The organism is Brucella pecoris (assembly GCF_006376675.1).
Taxonomy (GTDB): domain Bacteria; phylum Pseudomonadota; class Alphaproteobacteria; order Rhizobiales; family Rhizobiaceae; genus Brucella; species Brucella pecoris.
In genome coordinates this window covers 609,056-622,830 of record NZ_VEWK01000001.1, presented here as the reverse complement: position 1 = coordinate 622,830, position 13,775 = coordinate 609,056, and the positions used below count along the sequence as shown (strand labels likewise).

Here is a 13,775-nt window from a genome sequence, read left to right as displayed (position 1 = left end):
AGTATTAACTAAATTTTACATCTTGACAAGCGCATTAGCGCAACAGTTTCTAACCCATTGGCAAGGCGCAGCAAAAAGCCGAATCGCAGGTGCAATCCGGCTTTTTCTGTGTTCTTCCTGGTCGATAATCAGTCGCGGTTGCCCGTCAGGATTTCACGCTTTCCAACATGATTGGCCGGACCGACCAGTCCGTCCTTTTCCATACGCTCAACAAGGGAGGCAGCCCGGTTATAACCGATGCCGAGGCGGCGCTGGATATAGGAAGTGGAGCACTTCTTGTCACGCATCACCACCTTGATGGCCTGTTCGTACACGTCGTCGCCGTCTTCCGAACCCATCGAGGTCGCATCGAATACGGCCACTTCCTGCGCAGTATCCTCGTCTTCCTCGTCTTCCGTGACGGTCGCCAGATAATCCGGACGCCCCTGTTCCTTCAGGTGATTGACCACCTTTTCCACTTCCTCGTCGGAAACGAACGGACCATGGACGCGGACGATGCGGCCGCCGCCTGCCATATGCAGCATGTCGCCCTGACCGAGAAGCTGCTCTGCACCCATTTCACCAAGGATGGTGCGGCTGTCGATCTTCGAGGTGACCTGGAACGAGATGCGGGTCGGGAAGTTGGCCTTGATCGTGCCGGTAATGACGTCGACCGATGGGCGCTGCGTTGCCATGATGAGATGGATACCGGCGGCGCGAGCCATCTGGGCAAGACGCTGGACGGCGCCTTCAATATCCTTGCCTGCAACCATCATCAGGTCGGCCATCTCGTCGATGATGACCACGATGTACGGCATTGGCGTCAGGTCGAGTTCTTCCTGAATATAGGTTGGCTCACCTGTTTCCTTGTCGAAACCGGACTGCACCGTGCACATGACGGTTTCGCCCTTGCCCTTGGCCGAAGCGGCGCGGGCATTGAAACCTTCGATATTGCGCACGCCGAGACGGGCCATCTTGCGATAGCGTTCTTCCATCTCACGCACCGCCCATTTGAGCGCAACGACAGCCTTCTTGGGATCGGTGACAACCGGGGTCAGAAGGTGCGGGATACCGTCATAGATGGACAGTTCCAGCATTTTCGGATCGACCATGATCAGGCGGCATTCTTCCGGCTTGAAGCGGTAGAGCAGCGACAGAATCATCGTGTTGATGGCAACCGACTTGCCCGAACCTGTCGTGCCCGCGACCAGAAGGTGAGGCATCTTGGCCAGTTCCGCTATGATCGGTTCGCCCCCAATGCCTTTGCCAAGGCAAAGCGGCAGGCGGTAATTCGAAGCTTCGAACGTGCGGCTATCGATCATTTCGCGCAAGTAAACGGTTTCGCGATTGGCATTTGGCAGCTCGATGCCGATGACATTGCGACCCGGAACGACTGCAACACGGGCAGAAAGGGCCGACATGGAGCGTGCAATATCGTCGGCAAGGCCGATGACACGCGAAGATTTGACGCCGGGTGCAGGTTCAAACTCATAGAGCGTGACGACCGGGCCGGGGCGGACATGGATGATCTCGCCGCGCACGCCAAAGTCTTCCAGAACGCTTTCGAGAAGGCCGGCACTGCGCTCCAGCATTTCCTGCGTGATGACATTTCCGTCCAGTTCGGGCGGCATTTGCAAGAGATTACGCGGCGGAAACTCATAGCTGCCATGAATGACCGGTGCTTCTGCCCGGGGGAGGGGCTGCGGCTGGTAAAGCGCGATCGACGGTGCAGTCTTGACAGGAGCGGGCGTTGTAATGACCGGCTCCGGTGCTTCCACTGCCTCGGCGATATGTTCTTCTGCTTCGGCAACCGTCAGCACGACTTCGTCGTCGGTGGCTTCACCGCTTACTTCCGGGGCAATTTCCGGAGCCACCACAACAGGTTCAGCAACCACCACTACCTGCGGCACAGCAGCAACCGGCGCTTCTGCGATTGGCTGAACAGGTGCAACAGCAACCGGCTCCGGCTGCTTGTTCCATTCACGAATGCGGAACTGGGCAAGAATGGATTCGACCGTAGGCAAAGGCTTGCGCGGCTCTGCGGGCACCGCAGAAACGAGGGGCTCCGCGGGCGCCAGTGCTGTATCGATGCCGCAGCCTTCCCAGAAAGCGAAGTCGGAAAGATAGGCGAAAGCGGATGGCTGAGCGGGATGTGCAGCTTCAGTCTCAATGGGAGACACTTCCAAGACCGGTTCCGCCGGCGTGATGATAGCGGCAATGGGAGCTGCAGGCATTACAGGCGGCACCGGTGCTACCGGCGAACGAACCATGCTGTGCGATACGGTCTTCTGGAGTTCAGCTACAGCCATGGGCTGAGCTTCCGCAACCTTCTCAACACTGACTGCAGGCGTAGCTCCGGCTGCAGTCGTCTGCAAACGCTCATTGATGCTCGGCAGTTCCTCGCCGCGACGACGCAGAAGCTCGACTTCCGGCGTACGGGTAAAGCGAACATTCGCCCCGAGTGAAAAATGGGCTTTCCAGGTATCGTCACTATTCGGATCGTGACTTCCCGTCTGACCGCGAGGCAGCTTCGGGTCCTGGGCGTTCTCTGCACGATTTCCTGTCGACTGGGGGAAATTTTCTCTCAAATTACGCATGATACCTGAACCATAGATACTGTCGCCTGAATGAGCCCAAGTAATAAAAAATGAAGGTTAACAACCCCCTTCCGAAATGCCCCAAATGACAGAAAATTATTGCGGGATATGATTGGCCACAGAGAACGGAACCGAGGCATTGTTACCATCGGTTGCATACTTAAATTAAACAATATCAATTATATAAAGTGTATTCTTATAGTGTTTTATGTGCATAAAAACAATCAAGGGTAGTTTACACAGCCTGTTAATTCTACGGCTTTGACGCTTCGCTCAACGACCGAAGAGACTCACACCGGCAGACTCAGACATCAGTCCCGGGCAAGCGCCACAACCGGGTCGAGTTTGGAAGCGTTGCGGGCCGGAATGAAGCCGAATCCGATGCCGATCAGGCTTGAGCAGACAAGCGCAACCACGATTGATGTCGGCGAATAAATGAGCTGGAACATCGAACTGAACTGCGCGAACAACATGCCAAATCCGGCAGCGATGAGAACGCCAAGCACACCGCCAATGAGGCAGACGAGAACTGCTTCAATCAAAAACTGCTGTAAAATATCGCTCTGACGTGCGCCGATTGCCATGCGAACACCGATCTCGTTGATTCTTTCCGAAACGGCTACCAGCATGATGTTCATAACACCGATGCCGCCGACAAAAAGCGATATGCCTGCGATACTGGATACCAGAAGGGCAAGCGTCGCAGTTGTGGCCTGAATGGTCTTCTGCAGGCTATCGGTGTTGAAAATGGAGAAGTCCTTCTCGCCATGCCTCTTTGTCAGAAACGTGGTTATCAACTTTTCGGCTTCCGACGGATCCATCGTGTCGGCGACGCGCACGAGGATCATCTGCAACGAGCGCGAGCCGGTCATACGCGTCTGCACGGTCGTGTGGGGAAGGTAGACTTCGAGTGTCTGTGCGCCGCCCGGACCGCGTTCTTCGGCCTTGACGACGCCGACAATTCGCACCGGCACCTTCTTGAGAAGGATGATTTTGCCGATCACCGAGCCGACCTCATGCGGGAAAAGGGTCGTCTTGGCGGTTTCGTCGACGACCGCAACCTGCGCCAGATCATCGACATTGCGCTGATCGAAAAAGCGACCTTCGAGCAGCTTGCTGTTGCGCGTGGCGAAATATTCCGCACCGACGCCATTAACCGATACACTGACCTCCTTGTCGCCGACGCGAATGGTGGAACTGGTCGTGTCGGATGGCGTGGCAGCCACGACATAGGGCAATTTTGCGATCTCATTGGCATCGCCGAGATTGAGTGTCGTAATCTGGGCCGCTTTCAGATCGCCAAATCCCCTGCCGGGGCTGATATAGAGCGTATTGGTGCCAAGATCGCTGATCCGTTCCAGAATCTGCCGTTGTGAACCTTGCCCGAGCGCCACGACACACACGACGGATGCCGTACCGATAATGATGCCGAGCATTGTCAGAAATGTGCGGAGCCGATGCGCATTCATCGAGCGGAGCGCCATAGCGAATGCCTCGTTGAACCGATCGCGAATCCCGGCAATGAGCCTTGGCTTGGCATGCTTCTCGTTCACGACCGGCACCGCCGTTGCCGGTCGCACGGCCTCACCATTTCTCGTGTCCGAAATGATTTCACCGTCGCGGATTTCGATAATGCGCTGCGCGCGCGCGGCAACCTGCCGGTCATGTGTAACGATGACGATGGTGCGCCCTTCGCGATTCAGCTCCTGAAGAATGCCCAGGACTTCTTCACCGCTATGGCTGTCGAGCGCGCCCGTCGGTTCATCAGCCAGAATGACATCCGCATCGTTGATGAGAGCGCGGGCAATGGAGACGCGCTGCTGCTGGCCGCCGGAAAGCTGGCTCGGTCTGTGGTGCGTGCGTTCACCCATGCCGAGGCGCCGGAGGATCATTTCAGCCTTTTCGCGTCGCTCCTCTTTTCTCTGACCTGCATAAATGGCCGGAATCTCAACATTGCCCACGGCGTCGAGTTCACCAAGCAGATGATAGCGCTGGAAAATGAAACCAAAATGCTCGCGCCGCAATTGGGCCAGTTCATCGGCTTCAAGCTCGGACGTGGCGCGACCGGAGATCAGGTATTCACCTTCCGACGGACGATCCAGACAGCCGAGAATGTTCATCAGCGTGGATTTGCCCGAACCGGACGCACCGATAATCGCCACCATCTCGCCGCGCTCGATGGTGAGGTTCACACGATTTAGAACCGTCGTGAAATCGTCACCCGATGGATAGTGTCGTGAAACACCCTTAAGCGAGAGCAGCGGCGCGTCACTCATGTCAGACACCGGCAGGGGCCAGAGAGGTGACCTGATTATCGGTCACGACCTTATCCCCCTCGTTCAGGCCTGAACGGATTTCGGTGTTGATCTTGTCAGTAATGCCGATTTCGACTGTCCGTTCCTCGATCTTGTTGGCGCCAGTCACCACGCGCACCGTAGCCTTGCCGGGTTCGTTCGTATCCTTGAGGGCCGTTACAGGCGCGATCAATGCATCTTTTGCCTTCGCAAGCAGAATGTGAACCTCGGTTGTCATGTAGGTTCTGAGCAGTCCATCCGGATTGGGAACGCTGAAAATACCCTTGTAATAAATGGCGGAAGCGGTTGTCGTGCTGGAAGAACTGGCAGCCGTTGTCGTGAAGCTCTTGTCGTTGACAATGGAATCCGGAGCCGGTTCGATCTTTTCCAGCTTCGCGTCGTAACGCTTCAAATTCTGTCCCGATATGGTGAAATAAAGCGGCATTCCTTCACGAACCTGCGTGATGTCCGCTTCCGAAATATCCGCCTCGACGGTCATCGTGTCGAGCTGGCCAAGAATGGCGATTGTCGGCGCACTTTGCTGGGCGTTGACCGTCTGGCCTTCCTGAACGACCGTCGCGAGGATGGTGCCATCGATAGGTGCGGTGATGCGGGTATAGGCGAGGTTGGTTTCGGCGATCTGAACGTCGACTTCTGCGGCTGCGATTGCCGCTTCGCTATTGGCGACTTGCGCTTCCTTCGACTTCACGGTGCTGACCGCCTTGTCGTAATCCGCACGTGCAACGGCGTTCTTGCCGATCATCATCTGGTTTCGGGCCAGATCCTGTCTGGCCAACTCCAGATCGGCAAGATTCTGGGCACGGGTGGCTTCGTTCTGGCGAAGCGATGCCTGAGCCTTGTTGAGCTCATTCTGCTGGTTGGTCGAGTCAATCAGCGCAACAACGTCACCAGCTTTGATCTGCTGGCCAGGCTTTACTTTGAGTGAGAGGATGCGACCGGTTGCCTGCGCGCCGATGGCGACCAGATTTTTCGGCCGTAACGTGCCCGTGGCAAGTACCGAGCTTTCGATCTCGCCGCGCTTGATAATGGTCGTAGCGGGCAATGCCTCTTCTTTCGTCAGGGAACGGACGACAAAATAGCCCACGATCAACAGTGCAATAAGAACGGCCAGCCACAGGCGCCAGCGAAAACGGCGTTTCGGCTTGGGTTTCATAGCGGCCTCTTATCGGTTGTCAGCGGAGGAATGGGCGTCGTCTTGATGATGCGTGGTCCTGTGTAGCCGTCGACAACTTCAGGTTTTGCAACATCGATGAGGCCGTTCCAGCCGCCGCCCAGTGCTTTCTGCAGGGCGACATAATTCAAGACAAGATCGGTCCGGGCCTGACTGAGATTGGTTTCCGCACTGAGAAGATCGCGTTGTGCCGTCAGCACATCGACAAAGCTCTTTGTGCCAGCTCTGTACTGCTCCAGCGTCAGCTCGTTAATCTTGCGGCTGTTGGCGACGATTTTTTGAAGCTGCCCTGTGCGCAGACGGTTCTGGTTGAGCGATACGCTGGCATTTTCAACTTCGCTGAGCGCTGTCAGGATGGTCTTGCGATAGGCGATGAAAGTCTGATCGCGCGCGGCTCTCGCAGCTTCCACATCAGCATTCAACTGACCGCCATGGAAGATGGGTACGTTCAGGCTGGGACCGAAAGCCCAACTGATTGTCGACAGCTTTCCAAGATCACCAAAATTGGCGCCGCCTGTGTTGATGTTTCCTGTGAGCGAAATGCTCGGATAGAGCAGGGCCTGCTTCTGGCCGACACTGGCATTGGAGCTTGCATAATCCCGTTCTGCTGCGCGAACGTCCGGACGGCTGAGCAACAGATCGGCAGGCACTCCGGCAGAAACCTTGCGCGGGATTGATGGGATCGGACGCGACTTGTCCAGAACGCCAGCCAACGCCGAAGAAGACCGACCCGTCAAGACCGACAACTGGTTGAGATACTGGGCATAACTGATCCGCAGCCCCGGAATCTGGGCTTCCGTCGATGCTGCCTGTGTCTCGGCGCTCAAAAGATCGACTTGCGAAATCTGTCCCGCTTCAAGCTGGCTGCGTGTCAGCGCCACGGTCTGTCGCTGGGACGCAGCATTGCGCTGCGCTATGGCGATATCAGCCTGCTCCCCGCGCAAATTCGCATAATTGGTGGCGATATCGCCGATCAGCGTGACGAGCGCTGCCCGCAATTGTTCGTTTGCGGATTCGACATTGTAATAAGCCGCTTCCACACCGCGTTTGTTACCCCCGAAAAGATCCAGCTCCCATTGGGTTTTGAAACCCATGCTCGACTGATTGGAGGCGAGGGTGTTACCGCTGTCGGACCGTGAATAGCTGCCGCTGCCGTCGAGCTGCGGATACAGTGCACCGCCAGCCGACGTGTAATTGGCACGTGCCTGCCGCACCTTTGCCTTCGCAGTCGCTACATCCGGGCTACCCGCAATTCCATCCGCGATCAGTTGGTCCAGGACCGGGTCTTTCAGGTTCTTCCACCAGTCGCCAAGTTGCGGCGCCCGCCTGTCAGCCTTGCTGTTCCAACCGGCGGGGGTCAGCACATTTGGCTTCTGATAGTCAGGACCAACAGTGACGCATGCCGCCAGCAACGGCAGGAAACTTCCCAGTACGGTCAGGCGAACAAACGATCTCGTCAAAAAATTGGTCCTGAAATTTCGGTGCTGTGATCAGGTCGGCATTTGATCGCCCCGAAAACGAAGCGCCCCTTATACCTGCAACGGTTGTGCCTAAGCAGCCCAAAGTCGTGGGAGCATGCCATGGGTCGCGCCGAGTCGCGGTTGGGGGCATAATGCCATTCTTCGCCCCCGATCATCAGCGAATGATCGAAGGCAAATGTGGCAATGCACAGGAAATATCAGGATTTTTATGAAGCCTGACGGGCGTTCGCGTGTCTAGTCCCCGTGGCTTTCCAGCCAGTCGGCAAGCGAGCGGCGGTTTGCAGCACGGCCGCGCATGGGCTCAGCCATGCACATGGAGTTGAGGACGGCTTCCTGCGTGGCTTCCGCCGCGGCACGAAACAGTGTGTCGATGCAGTTTTCGTTCAACACGGCGATCTCGATGACATCGCGCGTTTCATCATGGTCAAATGTCACCGCCGTTGAAAAGCCGATGGCAATATCGCCGCTGCCGTGCCCCCAGAATGCACCAAGACGCGCCAGTCCCGCGCCGCAGCGGCGGGTCACGCGTTTGAGCTGGCGGTGTTCCATCGGAACATCCGTCGCAAGCACCAGAATGACCGAGCCTTTTTCGGGCTGATCGTCCGCTTTCGGCGAGGGCCTGCGTCCATCGGGAAGAACCAGATCACCGGCCCGACCGAAATTGGTCAGTGCGAGAATACCGAGATGATGGACCTTGCCGTCAAGTTCGAACCGGCGCGAGGATGTGCCGATGCCGCCTTTGAAGCCGAAGCAGCTCATGCCGGTTCCGGCGCCGACATTGCCTTCGGCCACGGTCGTTCCGGCGACCTTCAACGCTTCCTGCGCGTCCGCTTCCGTGACGGCCATCGCCTGAATGTCGCTGAGCGGACCGTCATTGCATTCCAGAACGACAGGATTGACGGTTGCCGTGGTGCGCCCGATATCGGGATTGCCCGCAATCGCCTCGCGGATCAACGCATTGGCGCAGGTTCCGACGCCGAATGTATTGGTGAGCAGGATCGGCGTTTCCAGCGTGCCCAGCTCTTCAACCTGCACGAGGCCGGTGCTCTTGCCAAATCCGTTGATGACGTCGCAGGCGGCCAGCACCTTGCGACGATAAAGGTTACCGTCGTGCGGAATGATCGCGGTCACGCCGGTATTGATATCGCCATCGCGCAAGGTGCGGTGCCCAACGCGCACGCCCGGAACATCGGTGATGGCGTTGTTTTCACCCGGCTGCATGATGCCGCAAATGATCCCGTAGTCGCGTGCCTTGCCTGTCATGGTCATTTTCCGTCAGATGTTGGGGCAGGGCGTCAGAGACGCCCGGCCTCGATAATGCGTTTGAGGAAAGCCTGCGTGCGCTCGCCTTGCGGGTTGCCGAAAATCTGCGATGGCGGGCCTTCTTCATAGACCTTGCCGTTTTGCAGGAAACAGACCTTGTCCGCAACCTCGCGAGCAAAACCCATTTCATGCGTGGCAAGAACCATGGTCATGCCTTTCTTGGCAAGGTCGCGCACGATGTCGAGCACTTCCGACACCAGTTCCGGATCGAGTGCCGACGTAATTTCGTCGAGCAGCAGCAGCGTCGGGTCCATCAGGAGCGCGCGCACGATAGCGACGCGCTGCTGCTGCCCGCCGGACAGACGGTCCGGATATTCCTTCGCCTTGTGATCGAGCCCGATGCGCGCTAGCAGCGCCAGACCCTTTTCCTCGGCTTCCTTCACCGGCATGCCCAGCACTTTTGTTGGCCCCAGCGTGACATTTTCCATAACCGTCATGTGCGGAAACAGATTATATCCCTGAAAGACGATGCCGATCTCGCGACGCAAGATGTCGAGGTCCACGCCCGGTCCGGTCACGCGGTCGCCATGCAGGCGGATTTCGCCTTCGTCGATGGTTTCGAGCCGGTTGATGCAGCGAAGAAGCGTGGACTTGCCGCAGCCGGAAGGTCCGATCAGGCATACGACCTGATGTTCCTCGATGTCCAGGCTGATCCCGGACAGAACTTCCAGTGAGCCGTAGCGCTTGATTGCCTTGTCGATTTCTACGAGTGCCATTATCCCGTCCCCCTTACATGCTCGAGCGCATTTTTCTGCGATCACGTTCGATCAGGCGGTCCACGAAACGGGCCTGCGGAATGGTGATGACGATGAACAGAATGGCGACAGTGGTGACAGCCGACAGGTTGAAGTAGTTCGCGGCGATGATCTTCGACTGGTTGAAGGCGTCGATGGTGCCAATGATGGCGACGAGTGCGGTGTCCTTCTGCAGGCTGATGCAATTGTTCATCAGCGGCGGAATGATGCCACGCACGGCAAGCGGCACAACGACATAGCGCATGGTGCGCACATAGGAGAGGCCGAGCGAACGCGCTGCCGCAATCTGGCTCGGATGCACGCTTTCGATACCCGCGCGATAGACCTCGGACGTATAGGCGCCATAGGTCAGCGTCAACGCAATGATCGCATAGGCGTTTGAGGACAGATCCTTCACGATCGGCAGGCCGGTCAGCGGTAGGCCGAAACCGATGAGATAGATCGTGATGATGGCCGGAAGTCCGCGAAACAGGTCGCTGTAGAGTGTCGCAAGCACGCGGATAGGCTTGCCAGCCTTGCCCGGCAGCGTGCGCGCAACGGCGATGACGAGCGCCCAGACGAGGATCAGGATGGCCGAGACGAAGAAGATGACAATGTTCGTGCCAAAGGCCTTCAGCACCGTACCTGCCGATTTGACGATCAGGCTGACGTCGAAGAAGGTTCGGCTGACGGCAGCGTCGTTGACGATCATGAACCATGCGCCGGCGCAGATGATGAGGACAGCAACGGCGTATGAAATTACCTGCCAGGAGAGGTCCGAAGCCTGTGCGCCCAGCTCGCGTCCCCGATAAACATCGGCGCTTTTTCCCGCTTCGCCCGAAAGCTGCAAGGTACGCCAGGCAAACCACAGCACGGCGAGTGGTGCGATAAGCAGCACTAAGCTTACGGCCAGAACAGGCACCGCAGGCCAGCCTTGCGAGATCGTATAGGTCGAAACGCTGTAGACCGTCTGGCCCGCAGCCAGAACGGTGAGGAAAGAGAAGACGAAAGCGAACAAGGAACGACCGCCATGGGTACGAACCTTGTTTCGGACACGCCATTGCCGCGCGCGTTCCGCGCTTGCATCCGGTGCCGGATAAGACATGGTTTATTCTCGCTGAAACAGATGGGGAAACGTTCCCGACAATCGGGAACGCCAGCCGCAAAGATCGGGTTCTGAATGCCGGTCAGTCCGGATCGCAACCGGCATTGCGATTGCGACCCGAAAACCGTCAGATCATGGCTTCCAGAGCGGGACGTCCGCAGGCGACGTGCCCCAGGACGGAAGCAGATAGGCAGCTTCAAGCTTCTTCAGCGTGCCATCCTTGTTCATGTCCTCGATAAGCTGGTCGATGACCTTCTTGTTTTCCGAACCCTTCGGGTAGATGCCCGCCGTCTGGCCGCCGGACTCATATTTGCCGACAACCGCCAGTTTTCCGTTGGAGTTCTGCACCTGTCCGAGAATGATCGAGAGGTCGGTCATCACAGCATCGACCTTACCCGCAGCGAGGGCAGTAAACATCGAAGCCGTATCGTCGAACACGTCGAGGCTTGCGACCTTCAGCGTGTCCTGTGCGAAGGGAACCAGTGTGGTACCGGCCTGCGTTCCAACCTTCACCGTCTTCATATCGCTTTCCGCAACCGGCTTGTCAGCGCGTGCGGCGACACCGTAATCGGAATTCATGTACGGAACGGAGAAGTCCACGACCTTCTTGCGTGGTTCCGTGACCGAAATCAGTGCAAGCGCGATGTCGTAATCTCTGTTCTGACCGGCAACGATGGAATCGAACGAAGCGTTGACGAGCTTTACCTTGTCGAGGCCCAGGCGATGCGCGATGTTGACCGCCATGCAGAATTCATAGCCGTCTTTGATGCTGTCCGGCGTATCACCGTTGAACTGGCCAAGGGCAGGCAGGTTGATGATGACAGTAAACTGCCCTTCAACCGCCGGATTGATCTTCGCCGAACCCTTTTCGCCGGTCAGCGGGCAATCGCCGTAGCCTTCGGTTGCTGCCGATGCGGCTCCCGCACCTGCCAGCGCCGCTGCACTGGCGAAAAGTGCGCCATAAGCCGTTTGTTTCAGTAGTCTTTTTATTGTCATTGTCCCCTCTTGCTTTCTTTTGTTGAGGTTAAGGTTGAAGTACTGGCTCCGCTCCCGTGCGAGCCATATCCATGTAGATCTCCTGCAGGCGACGGGTGATTGGCCCCGGCTTGCCATCGGAAATCGTGTGATCCTGAATGCCGATGATCGGTGTCACGAAGCTTGATGCACTCGTGAGAAATGCTTCCCTGGCGGCCTTTGCCTCATCAACCGTGAACAGGCGCTCTTCTATGCGCAGGTTCTGTTCTTCTGCGATCTTGATGACGGCGCGGCGCGTGCAGCCGGGCAGGATGGCGTGCGAATTGGGTCGCGTTACCAGCACATTGTCATTGGTGATGATGAAGGCCGTCGATGAGCCGCCCTCGGTGACGAAACCGTCTTCGACCAGCCAGACTTCATGATAGCCCTTGCTCTTGGCCTGCTTCTTCGCCAGCACCTGCGCCAGAAGCATGACGGTCTTGATGTCGCGGCGCGCCCAGCGCGTATCGGGCGCAACATCCACGCGGACGCCATTCTGGACCGATGGCGAATTGGCGAGATTCTTGGCCTGCGTGAACATGATGAAATTCGGCTTGATGTCGTCGGCATAGACGAAATCACGCTCAGCTTCACCGCGCGTCACCTGCATATAAACAACGCCTTCATGCAGTTCGTTGCGTTTCATCAGCTCGATCTGTGCCGCGCGAATGACTTCGAGGGAAGCAGGCAGAGGGATTCCGAGTTCCGTGACGGAACGCTCCAGACGGGCGAGGTGAAGCTCGTTATCAACAAGGCGGCCATCGATGACAGCGCTGACTTCGTAAATCCCGTCACCAAAAAGAAAACCGCGATCGAACACCGACACCTTCGCTTCGCTCTCAGCGACGAAGGCGCCGTTCAAATAAATTACCCTGGCCAAAACACGTCCTCGGACATCTGTGTGGTTGATTGGGCCGGACGGTAAGAAAAAACCTTTGGAGCTGCCAATGCTATGTTTTGCAATCACTATGCAAAAATTGCATAAGGGCTAGGGCAGTAAGTGAGTAGGGCAGTAAGGCAGTAGGAAAAGGTCTCGTTTGGCCGCTCCTAACATACTGCCCTATTGCCATACTGCCTTATTGCCCTTTGCAAGAAAGGCCCCGACCTAATGGAACTGAAATGGCTGGAAGACTTCATCGCGCTGGCGGCAACGTCGAGTTTCTCGCGCGCGGCCGACACCCGTCACGTAACGCAATCCGCGTTTTCCCGCCGCATCAAGCAGCTTGAGCTCTGGCTAGGCGTGACGCTGGTCAATCGTGCGACTTTTCCAGCCGAGCTGACTCGCGAGGGACGAACCTTTTTGCCTGTCGCACAGGATACCGTTCGCCAGTTCTACAGTACGCGCAAGGCGCTACAGCCAAGTCGCGAGGTTCAAAACCCGGTCCTCACATTTTCTGCGTTGCATACACTGACCGTCACATTCTTTCCGCACTGGCTGAAACAGATCGACGATGACATCGGCGGCATCCGCTCCCTGCTCAGTCCGGATCGCGGCGGTTTTGAGGATAATATCGCGACGCTGACGGAAGGAGAGGTTCACTTCTTCCTGACCTATGCGCATAATTTCGTGCCCATCCTGATCGACCGCACGCAATTTCCTTATATCGTGCTCGGCACCGAACGGCTGATGCCGGTCTCACGCCCATCACCGACAGGCCCGATCCTCGATCACGCGGTCGCCAGCGGGGAACCGCTGCCATATCTGAGCTATGGCGACTTTTCCTTCTTTGGCGCTGCCCTGTCGCAGAAATTTGCATCCGGTACCGCGTTCAAGCGTCAGGTGGTGCACGAAAACACCATGTCGATCGGTCTGAAGGCCATGGCGCTTGCAGGCTGGGGCATGGCCTGGCTGCCCGAAAGCCTCATCTATGATGAACTGCAGCGCGGCGAACTCGTACCGGCCTCAACTGATCCCTATTGGGATTTCACGGTCGAGGTCCGCATCTATCGTCACGATGCGGCACTTCCGGCCCATGCCGAGAGCTTCTGGGAATATTTGCAGGCAAAAGATCGGGCAATATCTGAAAAGGGCGATTGACAGCAGCCCATCGTCGGC

At 57.2% G+C, this 13,775-nt stretch carries 10 protein-coding genes; 1 reads left to right on the top strand and 9 read right to left on the bottom strand.

Annotated features, from left to right (window positions below; all coding sequences use genetic code 11):
- Positions 1–128: 128 nt before the first annotated feature.
- The 9 genes from FIB18_RS02860 to FIB18_RS02820 all read right to left on the bottom strand — a co-directional run bounded on the left by FIB18_RS02860 (position 129) and on the right by FIB18_RS02820 (position 12,599).
- Complete coding sequence (locus FIB18_RS02860) at positions 129–2,507, bottom strand: DNA translocase FtsK (protein WP_407921840.1); 2,379 nt, start codon at positions 2,505–2,507, stop codon at positions 129–131.
- Positions 2,508–2,887: 380 nt separating this feature from the next.
- Positions 2,888–4,852 (bottom strand): MacB family efflux pump subunit, encoded by a 1,965-nt coding sequence (locus tag FIB18_RS02855; RefSeq protein WP_140019319.1) that lies wholly within the window; start codon positions 4,850–4,852, stop codon positions 2,888–2,890.
- 1 nt (position 4,853) lies between these two features.
- On the bottom strand, positions 4,854–6,044 hold the full coding sequence (locus FIB18_RS02850; RefSeq protein WP_140019318.1) for an efflux RND transporter periplasmic adaptor subunit: 1,191 nt from the start codon (positions 6,042–6,044) through the stop codon (positions 4,854–4,856).
- Entirely contained in the window at positions 6,041–7,522 is a 1,482-nt protein-coding gene (locus tag FIB18_RS02845; protein WP_140019317.1) for an efflux transporter outer membrane subunit, read from the bottom strand. Before FIB18_RS02845 ends, FIB18_RS02850 begins: the two co-directional genes overlap by 4 nt.
- A 255-nt stretch (positions 7,523–7,777) precedes the next feature.
- On the bottom strand, positions 7,778–8,806 hold the full coding sequence (locus FIB18_RS02840; RefSeq protein ID WP_140019316.1) for a DmpA family aminopeptidase: 1,029 nt from the start codon (positions 8,804–8,806) through the stop codon (positions 7,778–7,780).
- A gap of 32 nt (positions 8,807–8,838) precedes the next feature.
- Complete coding sequence (locus FIB18_RS02835; RefSeq protein WP_061345302.1) at positions 8,839–9,582, bottom strand: amino acid ABC transporter ATP-binding protein; 744 nt, start codon at positions 9,580–9,582, stop codon at positions 8,839–8,841.
- A 13-nt stretch (positions 9,583–9,595) separates the two neighbouring features.
- Complete coding sequence (locus tag FIB18_RS02830; RefSeq protein ID WP_140019315.1) at positions 9,596–10,705, bottom strand: amino acid ABC transporter permease; 1,110 nt, start codon at positions 10,703–10,705, stop codon at positions 9,596–9,598.
- A gap of 132 nt (positions 10,706–10,837) precedes the next feature.
- On the bottom strand, positions 10,838–11,701 hold the full coding sequence (locus tag FIB18_RS02825) for an ABC transporter substrate-binding protein (RefSeq protein ID WP_140019314.1): 864 nt from the start codon (positions 11,699–11,701) through the stop codon (positions 10,838–10,840).
- 28 nt (positions 11,702–11,729) lie between these two features.
- The gene (locus FIB18_RS02820) at positions 11,730–12,599 is read right to left on the bottom strand and encodes a D-amino-acid transaminase (protein WP_140019313.1); all 870 of its coding nucleotides are present in this window, start codon (positions 12,597–12,599) and stop codon (positions 11,730–11,732) included.
- Positions 12,600–12,827: 228 nt separating this feature from the next.
- Here FIB18_RS02820 and FIB18_RS02815 point away from each other — a divergent pair, with 228 nt between their 5' ends.
- Positions 12,828–13,757 (top strand): LysR family transcriptional regulator, encoded by a 930-nt coding sequence (locus FIB18_RS02815; RefSeq protein WP_140019312.1) that lies wholly within the window; start codon positions 12,828–12,830, stop codon positions 13,755–13,757.
- The last annotated feature ends 18 nt before the right edge of the window (positions 13,758–13,775 follow it).